Genomic DNA, 21,617 nt, shown 5'->3' with positions numbered 1-21,617 from the left:
CTCGTTCGACGATGCGTCCAATGGCTGCCAGCCTCTCACGGCGTGCGAACACCTCAAAGTGGTCATTGCCCGTCAAAGTTTCAGCGTTCGAGCAGGCCGGAAGATTCCCGGACCGGGGCGTGAGCCGGGTCCGCGGGGCGGCGGCTCTTTGCGATCGAGCGACTACAGACCGTGATCAAGGGTAGTTAGCGGGTGTGAGAGAGAAAATCGGAGGTGCCGGACGCAAGGGCCGGCTGCTGATCATCGGCGGGGCGGAGAACCGCACCTGTGGGTCAGGGGCGCTGGAGACGTTCGTCGAGCTGGCGGGCGGCGAGGACGCGCGGATCGTGGTCGTGACGACGGCGACCGAGGTACCGGAGGAGGTCGCCGACGAGTACACCGCCGTGTTCGGGCGGCTCGGCGTGACCTCGGTGCGGGAGCTGCGGCTGCTGGGCCGCGCCGCGGCCGACGGCGCGGCGACGCTGCGGGCGCTGGACGCGGCGACCGGGGTGCTGTTCAGCGGCGGCGACCAGTCGCGGATCCGGACCCTGGTGGGCTCGCGGACCAACGAGCTGCTCAAGCGGCGGCTCGACCAGGAGGGCCTGGTCATCGCCGGGACGAGCGCGGGCGCCACCGCGATGGGCCACTGGATGATCCTGGGCGGGCACGGCCACGAGGTGGCCGCGTCCAGCGTCAAGGTCGGGCCGGGGCTCGGGCTGCTCGACAACGTGCTGATCGACATGCATTTCAACGAGCGCGGGCGGCTGCCGCGGCTGATGAGCGGCATCGCGCTCGACACGCGGCTGCTGGGCGTCGGGATCGACGAGGACACCGCGATCGTGGTCGGCGACGGGCAGTTCGACGTCGTCGGGACGGGCGTGGTCACGGTCGTGGACGCAGGCCAGTCCACCATCGCCTACGCCGTCTCCGACGACGAGCCGATGGCGATGCTGGACGTGTCGCTGCACCTGCTGCCGGCCGGGTGCGCCTTCCAGATGAACGACAAGCTCCCGGCGATCGGCAACATGCGCGGGCCGGAGGAGGGGTAGCCGTGCGGCTCGACCATGTGCGCCGCCTGAGCGGCCCGAACGTCTTCCTTTCACGTCCCGTCGCGGTCGCGCGGCTGGATCTGCAGGGCCTGACCGGCCACGAGACGACCGACCATCCCGGGTTCGCGGAGCGGCTGGTGGAGGCGCTGCCGGGGCTGCGGACGCACCACTGCTCGGCGGGACGTCCGGGCGGGCTGCTGGAGGCGATGGCGCGCGGCACCTATTTCGGGCATGTCACCGAGCACGTCACGCTGGAGCTGTCCGGGCTGATCGGCCGGGAGGTGTTCTTCGGCCGGACGGTCCGCGCGGGCGGCCCCGCCGAGTACGACGTGATCCTGGAGTGCCCGCGCGACGAGCCGCCGGCCAGCCCGGTGGTGGAGCGGCTGATCACGCTCGCGCTGCGGCTCGTCAACGGGGCGCTCGCCGGGCTGGTGCCGGACCCGGCCGCCGACCTGGCCCGCATCGCCGCGGCCCACGAGGAGGAGCGGCTCGGGGTGAGCACGTCGGCGCTGGCGCGGGCGGCGCGGCGGCGGGGCGTGCCGGTCCGCCGGGTCGGCGGCCTGAACCTGCTGCGGCTCGGGTACGGGCGGTACCGGCGGACGGTGTGGGCGGCGATGACCGACGGCACCTCGGCGATCGGGATGGAGGTCGCGGGCGACAAGCGGCTCGCGCACCGGGTCCTCGCCGACGCGGGCCTGCCCGTCCCGGAGGGGCGGGTGGCGGCGTCGCCGGCGGAGGCGCTGGAGGCGCTGCGCGAGATCGGCGGGCCGGTGGTGGTCAAGCCCCTGTCCGGGCACCAGGGCGAGGGCGTCCACATCGAGCTGGCGACCGCGCCGGAGGTGGTGGCGGCGTTCGCGTCGGCGGCCGGCGAGGAGGGCGAGGCGCTCGTCGAGTCCTACATCCCGGGCCGGGACTACCGGGTCCTGGTCGTCGGCGGGCGGGTGGTGGCGGCGGCGGAGCTGACGGCGGCGTGCGTCACGGGCGACGGGGCCGCGACGGTCGCCGAGCTGGTGGCGCGGGTCAACGCCGACCCGGCGCGCGGTGCGGGGCACGACCGGCCGCTGACGCGGATCGCGCTCGGCGCGACGGAGCTGGCGCTGCTGGCCCGGCAGGGCCACGGCCCCCGGTCGGTGCCCGGCGACGGTGAGCGGGTGTGGCTGCGGCGTAACGCGAACCTGTCCACCGGCGGCACCAGCCGGGACGTCACCGACGGCGTCCACGCCGAGGTCGCCGACATGTGCGTGCGCGCCGCCGCGACGGTCGGGATGGACGTGTGCGGCATCGACCTGCGGCTGCCCGACATCGGCTCGCCGGTGCCCGCCGACCCGATGTCGGGCACTCGCGCCGCCGGGATCCTGGAGGTCAACGCCGCGCCGGGCCTGCGGATGCACCTGGCGCCGCACGAGGGCACGGGACGCGACGTCGCGGGCGACATCATCGGCCTGATGTACCCGGCGGGCACGCCGTCGCGGGTCCCGGTGGTGTCGGTGACGGGCACGAACGGCAAGACCACGACCGTCCGGATGATCGCGCACATGCTGGAGCTGGACGGCCGCCGCACCGGCATGACCAGCACCGAGGGCGTGTACGTGGGGCGGCGGCTGGTGCACGCCTCGGACGCGTCCGGGCCCCGGTCGGCGGAGATGGTGCTCGGCGACCGGTCGGTGGAGGCGGCGGTGCTGGAGACGGCGCGGGGCGGGATCGTCCGGCGCGGCCTCGGCTACGACCGCGCCGACGTCGCGGTCATCACCAACATCACCCGCGACCATCTCGGCGTGGACGGCACCGAGCACCTGGAAGACCTGATCGACATCAAGGCGCTCGTCGCGGAGGAGATCCGGCGCGGCGGGCACCTCGTCCTCAACGCGGAGGACCCGGCCGTGGTGGGGCTGGCCGGCCGTCCCACGGTGAAGGACCGGGCGCCGGTGCTGCGCTACTTCGCGATCGCGGCCGACGCGCCCGTCCTGGTGGAACATCTGCGGGGCGGCGGCCTCGGCTTCTACGTGCGGGACGGCTGGCTGACGGAGGCGCACGGCGACCGCCGGACCCGGATCCTGCCCGCCGCCGACGTCGCGGGCTCGTTCGGCGGGCACGCCGTCCACGTCGTCGCCAACGCGCTCGCCGCCGCCGCCGCGGCCCGCGCGCTCGACGTCCCGGTGGACGTCGTGGCGCGGGCGCTGCGCACGTTCGACCCGCACCTGCGCAACCCGGGCCGGGGCTGCGTCTACCGGGTCGGGGCCAATCCCGTCCTGGTCGACTACGCGCACAACCCGGCGGCGGTCACCGCGATGGCCGAGTTCGTCGAGCGGCGCTGGGGCGGCGGGGGGGTCGCCGCGGTGACGCTGCCCGGCGACCGGTCCGACGAGCTCGTCGGCGAGACCGCGCGGGCGCTGGCCGGGACGTTCGGCCGAGTCGTCGTCTACGAGGACGAGGACCTGCGCGGACGCCGCTCGGGGGAGATGACCCGGCTGATCGTGCAGGGGCTGCGGGAGGGGCGTCCGGGCGTCCGCACGCATCCGGCGGGCGACCTGAAGGGGGCCCTGACGTCGGCGCTGGACATCGCGGAGCCGGGCGAGCCCGTCCTGCTGCTGTACGAGAAGCTTCAGCCCGTCGTCGAGCTGCTGGAGACGCTGGGCGCGGAGCCCGGGGCGCCGGAAGCGGGAACGCCGGGTGTGGCGGCGGGCGGGCGCAGCAGCAGCACGGTGATCGACAGCAGCGCGAGCGCGACGATCCCGTCCAGCCAGTAGTGGTTGGCGGTGGCGACGACGACCGCGATGGTCGTCACCGGGTGCAGGAGCCAGAGCCACCGCCACCGCGTCCTGGACGTGACGACGAGCCCGAGCGCGATCACGGCCGCCCACCCGATGTGCAGGGACGGCATCGCCGCGTACTGATTGGCGATCATGTCGCTCTCCGGGGCCCCGTACACGGCGGGCCCGTACCTGGCGGCGGTGTCGATGAGACCGGTGGCGGGGAGCATGCGGGGCGGGGCCAGCGGCACGAGCAGGTGCAGGGCGAGCGCGGCGGCGGTCAGGCCCACCAGGACGCGGCGGATCCACCGGTAGTGGGCGGGCCGCCGCAGATAGATCCAGAGCAGGAACAGCACGGTCGCGGGGAAGTGCACGGCCGCGTAGTAGCCGTTCACGAGGTGGATCAGCGCCTCGCTGTGCAGGATCGCCTGCTGGACGGCGGCCTCGTCCGGCAGGTACAGGGTCCGTTCGAGGTCCCAGATGTCGCGGGCGTTGGCGAAGGCGTCGGTGACGCGGTCGCTGGAGAACAGCCGGCCGAGCTTGTAGAGCCCGAACAGCCCGAGGATCAGCGCCAGTTCCCGGACCGGCCGCGGCCGCCCGCCCGGCTTCTTCTCGTTCCGCCTCGCCGCCTGGTCCGGCCGCTCGGGTTCCGGCGGGCGTGGCGGGGTCTCGTCCGGGTGGTGCGGCTGCTCGACAAGGCTCACCGCGCTCCCCCGACCGCCCGCACCGTCACGGGCCCCACGGTAGACCGAACTTGCCCTTTCGGCAGAATTTCAGACGCTGTCACCTTAGGTGACATCCATCTCATCACCCGATCGGAAGGCCGACGTAGTTCTCCGCGAGCGTCGTGGCGGCCGGCTCCGAGGAGGCCACGTAGTCCAGGTGGGCGCGCTGGAGCCGCCGCTCGAACGCGGTCGCGGACGGGTCGGTGTGCAGCAGCGTGGTCATCCAGTACGAGAAGTGCTCGGCCCGCCAGACGCGGCGCAGGCACGTGTCGGAATAGCCGTCCAGCAGGCTCTCCGATCCGGTGGCGTAGCGCTCGGCGAGCGCCCGCGCCAGGATGATCACGTCGGACACGGCGAGGTTGAGGCCCTTCGCGCCGGTCGGCGGGACGATGTGGGCCGCGTCCCCGGCGAGGAACAGCCGGTCGTGCCGCATCGGCTCGGCGACGAAGCTGCGCATCGGCGTGATCGACCGGTCGGTGATCGGGCCCTCGTGCAGCTTCCAGCCGTCGCCCGTGGCGAACCGGGCGGCGAGCTCGTCCCAGATGCGGGCGTCGGGCCAGGCGGAGATGTCCTCGTCCGGCGGGACCTGGAGGTACAGGCGGCTGACCGTGGGTGAGCGGAGGCTGTGCAGCGCGAAGCCGCGGTCGTGGTGGGCGTAGATCAGCTCCTCGGTGGACGGCCGGACGCCGGCGAGGATGCCGAGCCACGCGAACGGGTAGTCGCGGAAGAACGTCCGCAGCCCCGGGACGGCCGGGCGGCTGACGCCGTGGAACCCGTCGCAGCCCGCGATGTAGTCGCAGTCGAGGGTGCGGGTCTCGCCGCCGCCGCGGTAGGTGACGCGGGGCGCGGACGCGTCCAGGTCGACGACCTCGGCCTCGAACCGGACGTCGCCGCCGTCCGCGAGCCGCCGCGCGAGGAGGTCCTTGACGATCTCGGTCTGCGCGTAGACGGTCACGGTCCGGCCGGTGAGGTCGGTCAGCGGGATGCGGTGCCCGGCGCCGCCGAACCGCAGCTCCAGCCCGTGGTGGACGAGGCCCTCCCGGTCGAGCCGCTCCCCGACGCCCGCGTCGCGCAGCGCGTCGGTCGTGCCCTGCTCCAGCATCCCGGCGCGCTGCCGGTGCTCGACGTAGTCGCGGTCCCGGCTCTCCAGGACGACCGAGTCGATCCCCTGGAGGTGGAGCAGCTGGGACAGCAGCAGGCCCGCGGGCCCGCCGCCGATGATCGCGACCTGGGTGCGCATCGCTCTCGTTCTCCTCGTCGTCTCGTTGATCGGGGGGTTCAGGCGCCGGTGTCGCGCTCGGCGGAGAACATGTCGGGGTTCCCGTGCCAGTGCGCGGCCACGTCGCGGGACAGGGCCCGCACCGCCGTCGTCAGCGGCGGCAGCAGGCGGCGCAGGTCGGCCCCGCGGGTACCGGAGACCAGCGACATCGCCGCGACGACGGCGCCCGCGCCGTCCCGGACGGGGGCGCCGACCGACGACGCGCCGAGCGTCATCTCGTCGCGGGTCAGCGCGTATCCGGAGCGGCGGACCTGCTCGATCGAGCGGCGCAGCTCGTCCGGGTCGGTGATGGAGCGGCGCGAGTGCCGGTCGAGGTCGCCGCGCAGGACCTTCTCCCGGACGTCCGGCGGCGCGTAGGCCAGCAGCACCTTCCCGACGCCGGTGGTGTGCAGCGGCAGCGTCTGCCCGACCTGCGTGACGATCGGGGCCGAGCGGGTGCCGCGCAGCCGTTCCACGATCAGCACGCGGTCGTCGCGCAGGACGCCGAGCTGGACGTTGTCGTGCGTGGCCTCGTACAGGTCCTCCATGTGCGGGAGCGCCAGCTCGCGCAGGCCCATGACGGCGGGCGCCTGGCTGCCGATCCGCCACAGCCGGGTGCCGATGCGGTAGGTGCCGTCCGGGACGCGCTCCAGGAACCCGCCCGCGACCAGCTCGCCTACGAGCCGGTGACCGGTGGCCAGGGGCAGCCCGGCCCGGCGGCAGATCTCGCTCAGGTTCAGCCGCACGCCGCCCTGCGCGAACGCGTTCAGGATGGCCATGACCTTGCCCGCCACGCTGACCGGCCGCGTCCCGCTCGTCTGGTCACCGCCCACGCCGTCCACCGCCCGCACTGTCACTGCCCGGGACCGCCCGCCCGTCATTCCTGTTCGGTGAGTACCCGCTGGGCGACGGCGAACGCCGAGTTCGCGGCGGGCACCCCACAATAGATCGCCGACTGCAGGAGAACCTCCTTGATCTCCTCGCGGGTCAGGCCGTTGCGGATCGCGGCCCGCACGTGCATCGCCAGCTCCTCCAGGTGCCCGCCGGCGACCATCGCGGTGAGGGTGATGCAGCTGCGGGTCCTGCGGTCCAGGCCGGGGCGGCTCCAGATCTCGCCCCACGCGTACCGGGTGATCATGTCCTGGAAGTCGGCGGTGAAGTCGTCCTTGCGGGCCTCGGCGCGGTCGACGTGCGCGTCGCCGAGGACCTCGCGGCGGGTCTTCATGCCCTGCGCGTGCCGCTCCGCGTCGCTCTTCCGCTGCGCGTCGCTCATCGGGCGGTTCCCTTCCAGGTGCGGTCGAGGTGCTCGGTGATCGCGCCGGTGACCGGGGCCGGCCGCTCGACGTTCGCCAGGTGCCCGGCGTCGTCGATCACGGTCAGCCGGGCGTCGGGGATGCCGGCGGCGAGCGTGCGGGCGTGGCCGTCCGGCGGGGTGGGGCGGTCCTGCGCGCCGGCGATCACCAGGGTCGGCGCGGAGATCTCGCCGAGCCGGGCGGTGACGTCGAACCGGGCGAGGGCGTCGCAGCAGGCGGCGTAGCCCTCGGGGTCGGTCGCGCGGAGCATCGCCACGCAGGGGTCGGCGCCGGTGAAGGACGGGGTGAACCAGCGCCCGGCCGCCGTGTCCGCCACGGGCCCGACGCCCTCGCGGCGGACGAGCGCCGCCCGCTCGTGCCACGGCCCGGGTTCGCCGAAGCGCGGGGACGTGCAGCACAGGATCAGGCTGGCCACGCGGCCGGGGGCGCGGAGCGCGAGCGTGGTGCCGATCGCCCCGCCGAGTGACACGCCCGCGTAGGCGACCCGGTCGATGCCGAGGTCGTCCAGGAGGCGGGTGATCCCGTCGGCGAGGTCGTCGACGGTGAGGTGGCCGTCCGGTGGCGGCTCGTTCCCGTGGCCGGGCAGGTCGTAGCGCAGCACGCGCCACGACCGGGTCAGCGCGGGCAGCTGCGGCAACCACAGGTCCATGGACGTCCCGAGGGACGGGCCCAGGACGACGACGGGCGCGTCCGCCGGGCCGTCCAGCCGGTGGTGCGGCGGTCTTGCCCCGGTCACGCGCGGCTCCTGCGGTAGGCGTCGAGGGCCTGGTCGACGAGGACGGCGGCGGCGCCCGGCCCGGGATCGCGGCCGAGGACGTCGAGCAGGTCGTCGAGGTCTGCCCGCATCAGCTCGGTGGACACCTCGAGGCCGGCCACCAGCCCGGCGGCCGTCTCCGCCGCGCCGCCGGTGAGGCGCAGGCACTCGCGCAGCGGCTGCCACTCCGCGTGCCACTCCCCCGCCGGACGCTCGTGCGGCGCGGCCTGCGCGGCGAGCAGCACCTGGACCTGGGCCGGGACCTGCAGCGCGGCGGACCGGATCAGCGTGGACAGCGCCGGGTTGCGCTTGTGCGGCATCGACGACGACCCGCCCTTGCCCGGCCCGGCCGCCTCGGCGACCTCCCCGACCTCGCTCTGCGACAGCAGCCACACATCGGTGGCGATCTTGCCGAGCGCGCCGGTGACCAGCGCCAGCGCCGCCGCGAGGTCCGCGACCGGGGTGCGGCGCGTGTGCCACGGCAGGACGGGCGCCGCCAGCCCCGTCTCCTCCGCGTAGGCGGCTACCAGGTCGAGGGCCTGGTCGCCGTAGGCGTCGAGCGTCCCGGCGGGGCCGCCGAGCTGCACCGGGAGGGACACGGCGGCAAGCCGTTCGCGGCCCTCCAGGCAGCCCAGCAGCCAGTTCGCGGCCTTCGCGCCGAACGTCGTCGGCAGCGCCTGCCGGCCGAGCGTGCGGGCGGGCATCGGGGTGTCGCGGTGCCGCGCCGCGAGCCCGGCCAGCGCGTCCATGGCCTGGTCGAGGTGGGCGAGGACGATGCGCCGGGTCCGGGCGGCGACGAGCATGGCGCCGGTGTCGACGATGTCCTGGCTGGTCGCGCCCTTGTGGACGTGCTCGCCCGCCGCCCCGGCGAGCCGCCGCAGGTCGGCGACGAGCGGCACGACGGGGTTGCCCGCGCCGCGGGCCCGGAGCGCCACGTCCGCCAGGTCGAACCGGTCCGGGACGGCGGCGGCGGCGATCGTCTCGGCCGCGTCCGCGGAGACGATCCCAAGGCGGGCCTGAGCGCGGGCCAGGGCGGCCTCGGCGTCCAGCATCGCCGTCAGGTAGGCGAGGTCGCTCGTGGCGGCCTCGGCCTCCGTCCCGGCGCGGACCGGGGACAGCAGCCCCGCGTCCGGCGACGCGGTTCCGGCGGCCTCGCCCGCCGCGCGATGTTCGTCAGAAGCCAAGGAAGACCGTCTCCCGCTCCCCTTGCAGGTGGATGTCGAAACGGTACCGCCGCTCCCCCTCGCGCTCGGCGACCAGGGTCGCGCGCCGCGCGTCCGGGACCTCGCGGAGCAGCGGGTCGCCGGCGTGCGCCGCCGTGTCCTCGGGGAAGTACAGCCGGGTGAAGACGGGCTTGAGCAGGCCGCGGGCGAACACGAGCACGGCGATGTAGGGCGCGCCCGCGCCGACCGCGCCGGGCTTGACGGTGCTGAACCAGTAGCCGCCGTCCGCGTCGGTGCCGCAGCGTCCGAAGCCGGCGAAGTCGTGCCCGGCGCGGGCGATGCCGCCCGGCCGCCGCCGGATCTCGCCGGTCTCGTCGGCCTGCCAGATCTCCAGCAGCGCGTCCGGCACCGGCTGCCCGGCGCCGTCGAGGACCCGGCCGCGGACGCGGATCGCGTCCGGCCGCCAGCCCGGCACGACCTCCGGCCCGGCCTCGTAGGGCAGCGCGTACCCGAAGAACGGTCCAACGGTCTGCGAAGGCGTGCTCATGCTCATCAGGCCTGCCTTTCTGGGGGACGACCCCCAGACCCCCGGGGGGCGGAGCCCCGAAGATCCTCGCTCCGCTGCGGTCATCAGGCCTGCCTTTCTGGGGGACGACCCCCAGACCCCCGGGGGCGGAGCCCCGAAGATCCTCGCTCCGCTGCGGTCATCAGGCCTGCCTTTCTGGGGGACGACCCCCAGACCCCCGGGGGGCGGAGCCCCGAAGATCCTCGCTCCGCTGCGGTCATCAGGCCTCCATGGGGGTGTCGCCGAGGACGATGTCCCATTGGTAGCCGAGCGCCCACTCCGGCTCGGTGGTGTCCATGTCGAACCGGGCGATCAGCTTCTCGCGGTCCTTCTGCTCCGGGATCGACTGGAAGATCGGGTCGTAGGCGAACAGCGGGTCGCCGGGGAAGTACATCTGGGTGACGAGCCGCTGCGTGAACGCCGTCCCGAAGACGGAGTAGTGGATGTGCGCGGGCCGCCACGCGTTGTGGTGGTTGCCCCACGGGTAGGCGCCGGGCTTGATCGTGATGAAGCGGTAGCGGCCGTCGTCATCGGTGAGGCAGCGTCCGGCGCCGGTGAAGTTCGGGTCGAGCGGCGCGGGGTGGACGTCGCCGAGATGGTTGTAGCGGCCCGCCGCGTTCGCCTGCCACGCCTCGACGAGCGCGCCCCGCACCGGGCGGCCCGCGGTGTCGAGCACCCGGCCGGTGACGATGATCCGCTCGCCGAGCGGCTCGCCGGGATGCTGGGCGGTGAGGTCGAAGTCCCGCCGGCCGAGTTCCTGGTGGCCGAAGACGGGCGAGGTCAGCTCGACGCTGTCCGGGCCGAGCCTGGGCATGATCAGTTCCTGCGCGGGGGCGCGGAGCACGGTGCTCTTGTAGCCCGGGTACAGGTACGGAGGGTGCGGCGACGCCTCGACCATGTCCATGTGCCTCCCATTCCCACTCGGCGGGGGCGGCTCCGGCCGTCGTGCCGGGGCCGCTCGTCATCCACCCTGGCAGCCGGCGTCCGATGCGCCCGCCGCGGGTTTCCGCTCAGTGGAAGGGAGGGCCGTTCAGAGCTCTTCTGCCAGCCCGAACAGCGGGAACAGGGTCGTGTCGAAGAACGCCGAGACGTGCGCGACGCCTTCTTCGGTGACGCTGATGACCTGGAGCTGGTAGGCGCGGTGGACGCCGTCGTCGCCGCGCATGTAGAGCCCGAACGCGGGCTGCCCGTTCGCGGCGGACGGGACCATCCGGATGTCGCCCGGCGAGGGCGCGCACTGGACGCTGATGAGCCGCACGACGTTCTCGGCGCCGACGAACCAGTCGAGGTGGGGCGGCATCTCCCAGATGACGTCCTTCTTGAACAGCTCGATGAGGCCGGTGATGTCGGCGTCCTCGAAGGCCTTGGCGTAGCGTTCGAGCAGGTCACGCTGGGCGGCGTCGGTCGGCTCGACGAGCTCGTCGCGCAGGGGCTGGTTCTCCTCCAGCTGTGCCCGCGCCCGCTGCAGCGCGCTGTTGACGGCGGCGGTGGAGGTGTCGAGCAGCTCGGCGACCTCGGCGGCCCGCCACTTCAGGACGTCCCGCAGGATCAGCACGACGCGCTGCTTGGCGGGCAGGTGCTGCAGCGCCGCGACGAACGCCAGCCGGGTGCTCTCGCGGGCGGCGACGATCGTGGCCGGGTCGGCGGCGTCGGCGCCGATGACGGCGTCGGGGACGGGCTCCAGCCACGGCACCTCGGGGGAGGCGACGACGGGCCGCTCGGGCTCGTCGCTCGGCGCCCCGAGCCCGGACGGCATGGGCCGGTTGCCGCGCTGGTCGATCGCGGTGAGGCACACGTTGGTGGCGATCCGGTAGAGCCACGTCCGCAGCGAGGAGCGCCCCTCGAAGTTCTCGTAGGACCGCCACGCCCGCAGGTAGGTCTCCTGCACGAGGTCTTCGGCGTCGTGCATGGACCCGAGCATCCGGTAGCAGTGCGCCAGCAGCTCACGCCGGTAGGGGTCGGCGAGTTCCTGGAAGTCCCGGTCTGTCTCGATGGTGCTGTTCGACATGGCTGGTCGTCACCTTCGTTCGGCGTCGTCGCTCGGACGGGCGTGGGCCGACGGGCCCCTGTCGCCTCCGACCGTAGGCGAGCCCACCGACAGAACGTGTAAAACCCGCCCCATTCTACGCTCCGACCAGCGAATCCACCGCGAAACGGGCGGCCGCGTCGGCCCGCGCGGGGGCGTCAGAACTCGAAGCCGCCGGGGCGGCCGTTGCGGTCGGCGATCAGCCCGGCGAGGGTCGCGATGGCGATCTCCGCCGGGGTGCGGGAGCCGATGTTCAGCCCGATGGGGCGCTGCACCCGGGCGATGTCGGCGGCGGGCACGCCGAGCTCGGTGAGCGCCGGGATGTGCGGGGCCGGGTGGCGGGGGTTGCCCATGACGCCGACCCACCGGACGGGCTGGGTCAGCACGTCCCGCAGGACGGGCCCGAGCTCGGGACGGTGGTGGTCGGTGACGACGACGTCCGCGGTCGCGTCGAGCGGCGGGAGGTCGGTGGCGCCGGCGCGGTCCTTGTCGGGGTCGACGAGGAACGTGCGGTAGCCGAGGTCGGCGCCGTAGCGCAGCAGGTGGTCGGCGACGGCGCCCGCGAAGACCGCGACCAGCGTCCGCTCCCCCGCCTCGGGCCGGACGTCGCCGTGCGCGACCGCGCAAGACGGGTCGTTCGCGTGCGGTGTGGCCATACGGGAAGTCTGCCGCCGGCGGGGCGGCCGGTAAAGCGGACGCGTTCATTTTGGGGAAACCGTCGTTTCCACTACGCGAAACACTTCCGTGGCGGCGGGTATGCCTGCACCCTAGACTGCACATCAACCGGCGGCCTCGGGAGGGACCGTGATCGCGAGACCGGAGGGCGGCCCCCGCGTGGTGGTGGGTGTCGACGACTCCGCGGGCGCCCGCTGCGCCCTCTCCTGGGCGATCGGCGAGGCACGGCTGCGGAGGCTGCCCCTGCTGGTCGCCCATGCCGCGCCGCTGCCCCCGCACGTGTCGGCGGCCGGGCAGCTCGGCTGCGGCATCACCGAGGCGCTGCGCGGGTCCGGCGCCGAGCTGATCGCGCGGCTGCTCGCGGAGGTGAGCGACGGCCCGCCGGACGGCCTGGAGATGACGGCGCTGGCGCTGGTCGGCGAGCCGGGCGCGACGCTGGTGCGGCTGGCGGGCGACGACGACATCCTCGTCGTCGGGCACGGCACCCGCAGCCCGTTCTCGCGGCTGCTGCGCCCGTCGGTGCGGCTGCACTGCGCGCGGCGGGCCCGCGCGACGCTGGTGTGCGTCCGCCCGCCCGCGTTCGACCTGCTGCTGGAGTGCCTGACCGAGCGGGACGAGTCGCCCGAGCACGTCCCCGACTCCCGGTTCCGCCGCCTGGGCCGCCGCCTGCGCCTGCCGCTCTGAACGGGGCTCCGGGGCGCGGCGCATAGGCTCTCGGCATGCGCAAGTACGTCATCATCGGCCCGCTCGGCTGCGGCAAGGGAACGCAGTCGGGGCTTCTCGCGCGGGACCTGGACATCGTGCACATCAGCGTCGGGGACATCTTCCGGTGGCACGTCAAGAACCACACCAAGCTCGGCGCGCAGGTCCGGCGGATCATGGCGGCCGGGGAGCTGGTCGGCGACGACCTGGTGGAGGGCGTCGTCCGGAGCCGCCTCGACCAGCACGACTGGAACTACGGGTTCGTGATCGACGGGTTCCCGCGCAACCGCAGGCAGGCGGAGTTCTTCCTGGAGAGCTACGACATCGACGGGGTGATCCATCTGGACCTGCCGGACGGTGAGGTCCGCCGCCGCGTCCTGGCCCGGCGGCTGTGCTCCCAGTGCGGGATGGACTACAACCTGATCAACGACCGGCCCACCGAGGAGGGCCGCTGCGACGTGTGCGGCGGCGACCTGAAGGCGCGGGAGGACGACACCGAGGAGGCGCTCGCCGAGCGGCTCCGGCTGTACCACGAGAAGACCGATCCCGTCCTGGACCTGTTCGGCCGCAAGGAGTACGTGGTGACCGTGGACGCGCGGCCGGGCGTCCAGGAGGTGCAGAAGGCGATCCGCGAGCGGCTCCGGCTGCCGATGCCCCGGTGATCTCGCCGGTGCTCTCCCCCGTCGCCGAGCTGGCCGACGACCGGTTCGCCCGGCGCGGGCTGCGGCTGTTCCTGAAGCGGGACGACCTGATCCACCCGGAGCTGCCCGGCAACAAGTGGCGCAAGCTCAAGCACAACCTCGGGCCCGCCCGCGAGCACGGGACGGTCCTGACGTTCGGCGGCGCCTACTCCAACCACGTCCGGGCCACGGCGGTGGCCGGGAAGATCTTCGGGTTCGCGACCATCGGGGTGATCCGGGGCGAGGAGCACCTGCCGCTGAACGATTCGCTGGCCTTCGCCGAGCGGATGGGGATGCGCCTGACCTATCTGGATCGTGCGTCCTACCGGCGCAAGCACGAGCCCGGTGTCATAGCGGCGCTGCGCCGGGAGTGGGGCGGCTTCTACCTGCTGCCGGAGGGCGGGAGCAACGCGGCGGCCGTCCGGGGCTGCGCGGAGCTAGGCGAGGAGGTGCCCGGCTACGACGTCGTGTGCTGCCCCTGCGGGACGGGCGGGACGCTCGCGGGCCTGGCCGCCGGGCTGGGACCCGGCCAGCGCGCCCTGGGCTTCTCCGTGCTGAAGGGCGGCTTCATGGACGGCGAGGTGGCGCGCCTCCAGCACGAGACGTACGGCGAGCGGCGCGGCGACTGGCGCGTCGAGGACGGCTTCCACTTCGGCGGATACGCCAGGACGACACCGGAGCTGGACGGCTTCGCCGACGACTTCGCCGCGCGGCACGGGATCGTCCTCGACCGGATCTACACGGCGAAGATGATGTTCGGCGTCCTCGCGCTGGCCGACCGCGGCGCGTTCCCGGACGGCACGCGAGTCTTGGCCGTCATCACGGGCTGATCGGCGCGTCAGGCGGGCGGCAGATCGACGAGCCCGGCCAGGGCGGTGCGGTGGCGATCGGGGGTGCCGAGGGCGATCGCGTCGGCCTTGGCGCGTTTCAAGTACAGGTGCGCGGGATGCTCCCAGGTGAAGCCGATGCCGCCGTGCATCTGGACGCATTCCTCGGCGGCCTTGAGCGCGGTCTCCGAGCAGTGCGCCTGCGCCACGGCGACCGCGATCCGCGTGTCCCCGTCCCCGGCGGCCCCGCCAGTGGCAAGGCAGGACGCGGCGTGGCGGGCGACGGCGCGGGCCTGCGTGATGGACGTCCACAGGTCGGCGAGACGGTGCTTGAGGCCCTGGTAGGAGCCGACCGGGCGGCCGAACTGGTAGCGCGTCTTGACGTAGGCGACGGTGTCGTCCAGGCACCGTTCGGCGAGCCCGAGCTGCTCGGAGGCCAGCATCGCCGCGCCGGCGAGCAGGGCGGCGTCGACGGCGCCGGTCCCGCCGGCGACGCGGCGGGCGGGCGCGGCGGTGAAGGCGATGTCGGCGAGGCGGCGCGTCATGTCCAGGGAGGTCACGGCGGTGCGGCGGGCTTCGGCGGCGGCCACGGCGTAGAGGTCGCCGGCCGCCGGGACCAGCAGCACGTCGGCGGCCATCCCGTCGGCGACGCTGGTGACCTCGCCGGTCAGCGCGTCACCGCCCGCCTGGACGGTCACGGCGCTCGCGCCGATCTCGTCGCCGGGAGCGGCGCTGAACGGGACGGCCAGGACGGCGATCTTCTCCCCGGCGGCGACCCTGGGGAGCAGGTCGAGCACGCCGGGCTCACCGGCGGCCATCAGCGCGGCCGTCGCGACGACCGAGCTGGTCAGGAACGGGACCGGCGCGGCGAAGCGGCCGAGTTCCTCCATCACGACGGCGGTCTCGCGCCAGGTCGCCCCGGCGCCGCCGAGGTTCTCGGGGACGGGCAGCCCGGCGCATCCCAGGCCGGTGGCGAGCGCCCGCCACAGGGACGCGTCGTAGGGGTCGTCCTTCTCGGTGCCAGCCAGGACGGACGTCCAAGGCGCCCTGTCGTCGAGGACCTGGCGGACGCTCGCCCGCAGGTCGTCCTCGATGTCGCTGTAGAGGAGGTCGGTCACTTCGGCAGGTCCTTCCACGGCACGTCCTTGTCGACCCGGATCTCGCCGGGCAGGCCCAGGACGCGCTCGGCGATGATGTTGCGCAGGATCTCCGAGGTGCCGCCCTCGATGGAGTTGCCCTTGGCGCGCAGGTAGCGGTAGCCGGGCGAGCGGCGGGTGAAGTCGACCTCGGTCGGGCGGCGCATGGTCCAGTCGTCGTAGCGCAGGCCGTCCTCGCCGAGAATGTCCAGCTCCAGGCCGGACACCTCCTGGTTGAGCCGGGCGAACGCCAGCTTGACGCCCGATCCCTCGGGTCCGAGGTGCCCGGCGGTGAGCTGCTGCCGGAGCCGCTCCCCGGTGAGGCGGGCGGCCTCGGTGCCCACCCAGGCGCGCATCAGCGCGTCGTGCAGGCCGGGGGTGCGCAGCTCGGGGCGGTCGCGCCAGAGGGCGGCGGCCACGCCGATCATGCCGCTCTCGCGGGGCGCGGCGTGGCCGCCGATCGCGACGCGCTCGTTCATCAGCGTGGTCGTGGCGACCTGCCAGCCCTGCCCGACCTCGCCGAGGCGGTGCTCGTCGGGGACCCGCACGCCGGTGAGGAAGACCTCGTTGAACTCGGCCTCGCCGGTGATCTGCCGCAGCGGCCGAACCTCGACGCCCGGCGCGGTCATGTCGAGGACGAAGTAGGTCATGCCGCGGTGCTTGGGAACGCCGGGGTCGGTGCGGGTGACGATGATCGCCCAGCGCGCCTCGTGGGCCATGGACGTCCAGACCTTCTGGCCGTCGACGGTCCAGGCGTCGCCGTCGCGGACGGCGCGGGTGGCGAGCGCGGCGAGGTCGGACCCGGCGCCGGGCTCGCTGAACAGCTGGCACCAGACCTCCTCGCCCGTCCAGAGCGGGCGCAGGAAGCGGCGTTTCTGCTCGTCGGTCCCGAAAGCGGCGATCGTCGGGGCGGCCATGCCGAGCCCGATGGCGTTGCGCTCGGGATGGTTGGCCGGCGCGCCCGCGTCGGCGAACCGCCGGTCGACGGCGGGCTGCAGGGCGCGCGGGGCGCCGAGCCCGCCGAGCCCCTCCGGGTAGTGGACCCAGGCGAGTCCGGCGTCGAACCGGGCCCGGAGGAACTCCAGGGGCTCCATCGCCGCCGGGTCGTGCGCGGCGAGGAACCCGGTGACCAGCCCGTCCAGTCCGGCGGCGTCGGGCGGTGCCGCGCTCACAGGGCGAACGCCTCGTCGAAGGCGTGATGTCCGGCGTAGTCGCGGGACTCGACGATGCGGCCGTCCCGTACCCGCAGGACGAAGATGTTGGGCACGACGAACGCCCGTCCCGTCTCGGTGTTGCGTCCCTCGTACTCGAACTCCGCGATGATGACCTCGGGGTCGGCGGTGTGGTGGACGACGACGTTGCGCGCCGTCATCTCCACCGGCAGCGTCTCCAGCCGGGCGAAGTGCTCGCGCAGCGCCTCGCGGCCCTCCAGCCGGGCGGCGGGACGGGCGAGCGGGTGCACGACCACCGCGTCCTCCGCGTACAGGCGCGGCAGCGCGTCGGGCCGCCGGGCGGTCACCCCGTCGATCAGCCGCTGGAAGACGGCCCGGGGGCTGGCGAACTCGGACATTTCCCTCCCCTACAATCGGAGTTCGTGCTCCGGAAGACGATATAGGAGCCGCGACACCGGTCAATCCGGCCAAACGGCACAAACATGTCAATGAAAGGCTGCGATGACGTCATCCGCGTCCGGGCGGCCGCTTCGTGCCGACGCGGTGCGCAACCGCGCGAAGGTCCTCGCCGCGGCGGAGGAGGTCTTCGCCGGCCAGGGGACCGCGGCCCCGACCGAGGAGGTCGCGCGGGCGGCGGGCGTCGGGATCGGCACCGTGTTCCGGCATTTCCCGACCAAGGAGTCGCTGCTGGAGGCCGTCCTGGTCGCCCTGCTGGAGCGGCTCGTGGCCGAGGCGGAGGCCCTGCGGTCGGCCGAAGACGCCGGAGAGGCGTTCTTCGGCTTCTTCACGCGGGTGGTGGCGCAGGCGGCGACCAAGCACGCGGTGACGGAGGCGCTGGCCGAGGCGGGTGTCGACGCCCACGCGGCGTCGGGGCGGGCGGGACCCGACCTGAAGGCGGCGCTCGGCGTGCTGCTGGAGCGTGCGCAGGAGGCGGGAGCGGTCCGCGGTGACGTGGGTCCGGCCGAGGTGATGGCGCTGCTGGCGGGCATGTCCTACGCGGCCGGGCGCGCCGGGGCCCACGAGGACGTCCTCAAGTTCGCCTTCGACGGCCTCCGCCCCCGCCCCTGACGCGCGGCTTCAGGAGGCCAGCTCCGCCGGAAGATCGTCGCGGTGCAGGATCGTCAGGGACGTGACGGCGCGGGTCAGCACCACGTACAGGCGGGCCAGGCCGCGCGCCTCCGCGGCGGCGATGGCGGCGGGCTCGGCGACGATCACATGGTCGTACTCCAGGCCCTTGGCGAGCGTCGCCGGAATGACGAGCAGGCGGGCGGCGCCGTCGGAGTCGGGCCCGAGAATGGCGTGCTCGACGTCCGCGGCGCGCAGGGCGGCGGCGTGCGCCTCCGCGGCGGCGTCCGGGACGATCAGCCCGACCGACCCGGGACGGGCGAGGGCCTCGCGAGCGGCGTCGACGGCGGCCGGCAGCGGGTCGGGGACGCGCCGGACGTCCAGCGCGCCCGGCCCGGCACGCAGCGAGCGCGGCCGCTCCAGCTCCGGCGCGACGTGCGGGAGCAGCCGGGCCGCGAAGTCCAGGACGGTGCCGGGGACGCGGAACCCGAGGGTGAGCTCGGTGACGTCGCCGTCCTGCCCGAGGTGGGTGAGGACGTCCTTCCAGGACCGCGCCGACCAGGCCGTGGTGCCCTGCGCGATGTCGCCGAGGACGGTCGCCGAGCCCGTCCCGCAGCGGCGGCCCAGCGCCCTCAGCTGCATGGCCGAGAGGTCCTGCGCCTCGTCCACGACCAGGTGCCCGAGGGAGGCGGTGCGCTCGATGAGGTCGTTCAGTTCGTCCAGCAGCGCACGGTCGGCGGCGGTCCACTTGGCCGTGCGGTGGGAGCGGGCGGGCTTGGCCCACCGGATGGCGTCCTGCTCCTCCTCGTCGAGGACGCCCTTGGCGGCCTTCCGCAGGAAGTCGGCGTCCGACAGCAGCCGGAACAGCACCTGCTCGGGGGTCAGCTTGGGCCACACCTCGTCCAGGACCTGCTTGACGGGCCTGCTGCGCGCGACCTGGTCCTGGACGCGGTCGTCGGGCGCCTCGCCGCGCCGCTCCATCAGGACGAGGATCTGGTGGGCGAGCCGCTGCGCGAACGCGGCGCGGCCGCTGCCGTAGCGGGTCGTGCCGCGCAGCGCGGCGGCGATCTCCCGGACCTCGTGGTCGGCGAGCCGGAAGCGGGCGGAGCCCCGGGTGAAGACCAGGCCGTCCGCGGGCTTGCGGACGTGCAGCCACAGCGCCTTGCGGAGCACGTCCGCCATCCGCGCCTCGCCCTTCAGCGCCGCGACCGGCGCGGGCTCCTCGGCGGCGGGCGCGCCGAGCAGGTCGTCGATCGTGGCCTGCTCGACCCTGACCTCGCCGAGCGCGGGCAGCACGGCCGAGATGTAGGCGAGGAACGCCCGGTTCGGCCCGACGATCAGCACCCCGGACCGCGACAGCCGCTCCCGGTGCGTGAACAGCAGGTAGGCGGCGCGGTGCAGGCCGACGGCGGTCTTGCCGGTGCCGGGCGCGCCCTGCACGCACACGGTGCGGGCCAGGTCGGCGCGGACGATCACGTCCTGGTCCGGCTGGATCGTCGCGACGATGTCGCGCATGGGGCCGGTGCGGGGGCGCTCGATCTCCTCGGTGAGGATCCGGGAGGGGCCGGTCGCGCCGCCGCCGTCGAGGGGCTCGTCCTCGAACGCGGTCAGCTCCCCGGCCTGGAACCCGAACCGGCGCCGCAGCCGCCAGCCCATCGGGTCGGCGGGCCCGGCCTGGTAGAACGCCCGCGACACGGGGGCGCGCCAGTCCAGCACGAGCGGGCGGCCCTCGTCGCCGTCGTGGACGTGCCGCCGCCCCACGTACATGATCGCGGGCAGGTCGTCGTCCGGGAGGGTCGCGGAACCGGCGGCGTCGCGGTCCATCCGGCCGAAGAACAGCGGGGTGTCGGGGTGGTCGGCGAGCGCCGCGACGCGCTGGTCGAGCAGCGACTCCAGGAACTGCTTGGACACCCAGTCCGCCGCGACGTCGGCGGACAGGCTCCGGGCGTGCTCGCGCATCCGCCGCAGCGCGGCGCGGGACTCGGCCAGGTGGGCGCGCTCCGCGGCGAGGACGTCCGCCTCGGCAGGGCGCTCGGGTTCGTCGGGTTCGTCGGGCTCCGCGGATCGGGCGGGTTCGGCGGGCATGCGCGCAGACCTCCGGCGGCGAGAGGGGGGTGGGTGAGGGCGAAACCCACAACCTTACCGGGCCGGGTCAAGCCGTGCCCGCGGGCGGCGCTGCGCCTTGCCGGGCGGCCCGGGGTGTGTGACGTTGGGCGGCATGCTGACGCAGACCGGGAAGACCCTGACGCAGACCGGGAAGACGAGGCCGGACGGAGCGGGACGATGACCCTCGAAGGACGGTCCGCGCTGGTCACGGGCGCCTCGTCCGGCATCGGCGCGGTCGTCGCCGAGGCGCTGGCGGCCGCCGGGGCGCGGGTGGGACTCGTCGCGCGGCGCAAGGACAGGCTGGAGCAGGTCCTCGCGCGGTGCCGCGAGCACGCGCCCGACTCGGCGATGTGGGCGGCCGACCTCACCGACCTCGACGCGATCGCCGACCTCGCGGCGGACGCCGAACGGACGCTCGGCGGCGTGGACGTGCTGGTCAACAACGCCGGAATGCCGAAACGGCGCCGCGTCCAGGACCTCACCCCCGCCGAGGCCGAGGAGGTGATGCACCTCAACCACCTGTCCCCCGTGCGGCTCACGCTGGCGCTGCTGCCCGGGATGATCAGGCGCGGACGCGGGAACCTCGTCGCGATGGGGTCGGTCGCGGCGCGGCTCGGGCCGCCGCACGAGGCCGCCTACGCGGCGTCGAAGGCGGCGCTGACCGCGTTCTGGGAGAGCATGGCGGTCGATCTGGACGGCACCGGCGTGCGGGTCCACGTCGTCCAGCCCGCGCTGATCGCCGGGACGGAGCTGTTCACGCTCCCCGGCAACGAGGAGCCGATCAGCGACCTGTCCGACGCGCTGCCGCCGCAGGAGGTGGCCGCGGCCGTGCTGGAGGTCCTGGCGAGCGGCCGGTTCGAGCAGTACGTCCCCGGCTGGTTCAGCGAAATGGCATCGGGCAAGGCCGCCGACGTCGACGCGTTCATCGCCGGGGTAAAGGAGTGGACCCGGGACCGCCTGGCACCCTGACCAGGGAGGGGCCGGCGAGGGATAATGGTGACGTGCGCCCCCGCCGCACGATCACCACCCCGGAGGCACGACGACATATGGGCACTGCCGGCCGCCCCGTGCGCGAGTCCCTGCTGGACGCCGCCGCCGACCTGCTCGTCGAACGCGGCTACCGCGCCGTCCGGATGCGGGACGTCGCCGCCGCCGCCGGGGTGAGCCGCCAGACCGTCTACAACGAGTTCGGCGACAAGTGGGGCCTGGTGCAGGCGGTCGTGATCCGCCACAACGAGCACTACCTCGACGGCATCGACGCGGTGCTGTCCGATCACGACGACCTGTACTCGGCGGTGGTCGCCGCGGTGACCTACACGCTGGAGACGGCCGCGGACGACCGGCTGATGAAGGCGGTCCTGACCGGCGAGGGCGGCGACGAGATGCTGCCGCTGCTCACCACCCGGGCCGAGCCGCTGCTGTTCGCCGCGAGCGACCGCATCGCCGCGCACGCCCTGCGCCACTGGCCGCACCTGGACCGCGCCGCCCTCACCGAGATCACCGCCGCCGCGGTGCGCCTCACCACGAGCCACCTCATGCTGCCGTCCGGCCCGCCGGAGCACACCGCGCACTTCATCGCCCGGATCGTGACCCGCTACCTGGGCGCCCCCGCGAAATCCCCTGGCACCGGCGCCGGCTCCCCCGGTACCGTCTGAACCGCCTCGCGGCTGCT

The 21,617-nt window shown here is 74.3% G+C and carries 21 protein-coding genes and 1 pseudogene; 8 read left to right on the top strand and 14 right to left on the bottom strand.

Features of this window, described 5'->3' with window-relative positions:
- Nucleotides 1–194 precede the first annotated feature (194 nt).
- Both ACH34S_RS22780 and cphA read left to right on the top strand, forming a co-directional pair.
- Nucleotides 195–1,028, top strand: coding sequence for a cyanophycinase (locus tag ACH34S_RS22780; RefSeq protein WP_395954769.1), 834 nt, complete (start codon nt 195–197; stop codon nt 1,026–1,028).
- Nucleotides 962–3,604, top strand: a pseudogene (gene cphA / locus ACH34S_RS22775) (cyanophycin synthetase); the annotation flags it as partial. The gene ACH34S_RS22780 and the pseudogene cphA, both read left to right, overlap by 67 nt.
- Before the next feature lie 26 nt (nt 3,605–3,630).
- Here cphA and ACH34S_RS22770 read toward each other — a convergent pair.
- The 10 genes from ACH34S_RS22770 to ACH34S_RS22725 form a co-directional block, all read right to left on the bottom strand.
- Nucleotides 3,631–4,482: a phosphatase PAP2 family protein gene (locus ACH34S_RS22770; protein WP_395954768.1), complete on the bottom strand. Its 852-nt coding sequence runs from the start codon at nt 4,480–4,482 to the stop codon at nt 3,631–3,633.
- A gap of 103 nt (nt 4,483–4,585) precedes the next feature.
- On the bottom strand, nt 4,586–5,743 hold the full coding sequence (locus ACH34S_RS22765; RefSeq protein WP_395954767.1) for a 4-hydroxybenzoate 3-monooxygenase: 1,158 nt from the start codon (nt 5,741–5,743) through the stop codon (nt 4,586–4,588).
- Between the two features lie 38 nt (nt 5,744–5,781).
- Nucleotides 5,782–6,603, bottom strand: a complete 822-nt coding sequence (locus ACH34S_RS22760; RefSeq protein ID WP_395954766.1) for an IclR family transcriptional regulator — start codon at nt 6,601–6,603, stop codon at nt 5,782–5,784.
- 35 nt (nt 6,604–6,638) lie between these two features.
- Nucleotides 6,639–7,034: a 4-carboxymuconolactone decarboxylase gene (gene pcaC / locus ACH34S_RS22755; RefSeq protein WP_395954765.1), complete on the bottom strand. Its 396-nt coding sequence runs from the start codon at nt 7,032–7,034 to the stop codon at nt 6,639–6,641.
- On the bottom strand, nt 7,031–7,810 hold the full coding sequence (gene pcaD / locus ACH34S_RS22750) for a 3-oxoadipate enol-lactonase (protein WP_395954764.1): 780 nt from the start codon (nt 7,808–7,810) through the stop codon (nt 7,031–7,033). Before pcaD ends, pcaC begins: the two co-directional genes overlap by 4 nt.
- Entirely contained in the window at nt 7,807–9,012 is a 1,206-nt protein-coding gene (gene pcaB / locus ACH34S_RS22745; RefSeq protein ID WP_395954763.1) for a 3-carboxy-cis,cis-muconate cycloisomerase, read from the bottom strand. Before pcaB ends, pcaD begins: the two co-directional genes overlap by 4 nt.
- The gene (pcaG, locus tag ACH34S_RS22740; protein WP_395954762.1) at nt 9,002–9,544 is read right to left on the bottom strand and encodes a protocatechuate 3,4-dioxygenase subunit alpha; all 543 of its coding nucleotides are present in this window, start codon (nt 9,542–9,544) and stop codon (nt 9,002–9,004) included. Before pcaG ends, pcaB begins: the two co-directional genes overlap by 11 nt.
- A gap of 232 nt (nt 9,545–9,776) precedes the next feature.
- A complete protein-coding gene (gene pcaH, locus ACH34S_RS22735) occupies nt 9,777–10,460 on the bottom strand; it encodes a protocatechuate 3,4-dioxygenase subunit beta (protein ID WP_395954761.1) in 684 nt (227 codons plus the stop codon).
- Nucleotides 10,461–10,586: 126 nt separating this feature from the next.
- Entirely contained in the window at nt 10,587–11,564 is a 978-nt protein-coding gene (locus ACH34S_RS22730; RefSeq protein ID WP_395954760.1) for a sigma-70 family RNA polymerase sigma factor, read from the bottom strand.
- A gap of 176 nt (nt 11,565–11,740) precedes the next feature.
- Nucleotides 11,741–12,238: an XdhC family protein gene (locus tag ACH34S_RS22725; RefSeq protein ID WP_395954759.1), complete on the bottom strand. Its 498-nt coding sequence runs from the start codon at nt 12,236–12,238 to the stop codon at nt 11,741–11,743.
- Between the two features lie 148 nt (nt 12,239–12,386).
- Here ACH34S_RS22725 and ACH34S_RS22720 point away from each other — a divergent pair, with 148 nt between their 5' ends.
- From ACH34S_RS22720 to ACH34S_RS22710, 3 genes are read left to right on the top strand one after another with little or no spacing between them, the layout of a single operon-like run.
- Nucleotides 12,387–12,941, top strand: coding sequence for a universal stress protein (locus tag ACH34S_RS22720; protein ID WP_395954758.1), 555 nt, complete (start codon nt 12,387–12,389; stop codon nt 12,939–12,941).
- A 35-nt stretch (nt 12,942–12,976) separates the two neighbouring features.
- Entirely contained in the window at nt 12,977–13,621 is a 645-nt protein-coding gene (locus ACH34S_RS22715) for an adenylate kinase family protein (RefSeq protein WP_395954757.1), read from the top strand.
- Nucleotides 13,618–14,469 (top strand): 1-aminocyclopropane-1-carboxylate deaminase/D-cysteine desulfhydrase, encoded by an 852-nt coding sequence (locus tag ACH34S_RS22710; RefSeq protein ID WP_395954756.1) that lies wholly within the window; start codon nt 13,618–13,620, stop codon nt 14,467–14,469. Before ACH34S_RS22715 ends, ACH34S_RS22710 begins: the two co-directional genes overlap by 4 nt.
- Before the next feature lie 8 nt (nt 14,470–14,477).
- On the opposite strand, the gene ACH34S_RS22705 is transcribed toward ACH34S_RS22710, so the two are convergent.
- Genes ACH34S_RS22705 through ACH34S_RS22695 form a run of 3 tightly spaced genes read right to left on the bottom strand, consistent with a single transcriptional unit; the run spans nt 14,478 to nt 17,172 of the window.
- Nucleotides 14,478–15,584, bottom strand: coding sequence for an acyl-CoA dehydrogenase family protein (locus ACH34S_RS22705; protein ID WP_395954755.1), 1,107 nt, complete (start codon nt 15,582–15,584; stop codon nt 14,478–14,480).
- The gene (locus tag ACH34S_RS22700; protein ID WP_395954754.1) at nt 15,581–16,774 is read right to left on the bottom strand and encodes an acyl-CoA dehydrogenase family protein; all 1,194 of its coding nucleotides are present in this window, start codon (nt 16,772–16,774) and stop codon (nt 15,581–15,583) included. The genes ACH34S_RS22705 and ACH34S_RS22700 overlap by 4 nt, the downstream gene beginning before the upstream one ends.
- Nucleotides 16,771–17,172, bottom strand: coding sequence for a nuclear transport factor 2 family protein (locus tag ACH34S_RS22695; protein ID WP_395954753.1), 402 nt, complete (start codon nt 17,170–17,172; stop codon nt 16,771–16,773). Before ACH34S_RS22695 ends, ACH34S_RS22700 begins: the two co-directional genes overlap by 4 nt.
- Nucleotides 17,173–17,275: 103 nt before the next feature.
- Here ACH34S_RS22695 and ACH34S_RS22690 point away from each other — a divergent pair, with 103 nt between their 5' ends.
- Nucleotides 17,276–17,842, top strand: a complete 567-nt coding sequence (locus ACH34S_RS22690; RefSeq protein WP_395954752.1) for a TetR/AcrR family transcriptional regulator — start codon at nt 17,276–17,278, stop codon at nt 17,840–17,842.
- 9 nt (nt 17,843–17,851) lie between these two features.
- Here ACH34S_RS22690 and ACH34S_RS22685 read toward each other — a convergent pair whose 3' ends face one another.
- Nucleotides 17,852–19,924 carry a HelD family protein gene (locus tag ACH34S_RS22685; RefSeq protein WP_395954751.1) on the bottom strand — a complete coding sequence of 691 codons (2,073 nt, stop codon included), beginning with the start codon at nt 19,922–19,924 and terminating at the stop codon, nt 17,852–17,854.
- Nucleotides 19,925–20,122: 198 nt separating this feature from the next.
- Here ACH34S_RS22685 and ACH34S_RS22680 point away from each other — a divergent pair, with 198 nt between their 5' ends.
- Both ACH34S_RS22680 and ACH34S_RS22675 read left to right on the top strand, forming a co-directional pair.
- On the top strand, nt 20,123–20,914 hold the full coding sequence (locus ACH34S_RS22680; protein ID WP_395954750.1) for an SDR family NAD(P)-dependent oxidoreductase: 792 nt from the start codon (nt 20,123–20,125) through the stop codon (nt 20,912–20,914).
- Between the two features lie 32 nt (nt 20,915–20,946).
- Nucleotides 20,947–21,600: a TetR family transcriptional regulator gene (locus tag ACH34S_RS22675; RefSeq protein WP_395954749.1), complete on the top strand. Its 654-nt coding sequence runs from the start codon at nt 20,947–20,949 to the stop codon at nt 21,598–21,600.
- Nucleotides 21,601–21,617: the final 17 nt, after the last annotated feature.

The organism is Actinomadura sp. 3N508, assembly GCF_044326375.1.
In the GTDB taxonomy this organism is placed as follows: domain Bacteria; phylum Actinomycetota; class Actinomycetes; order Streptosporangiales; family Streptosporangiaceae; genus Spirillospora.
This window is presented reverse-complemented; position numbering and strand designations above follow the sequence as displayed.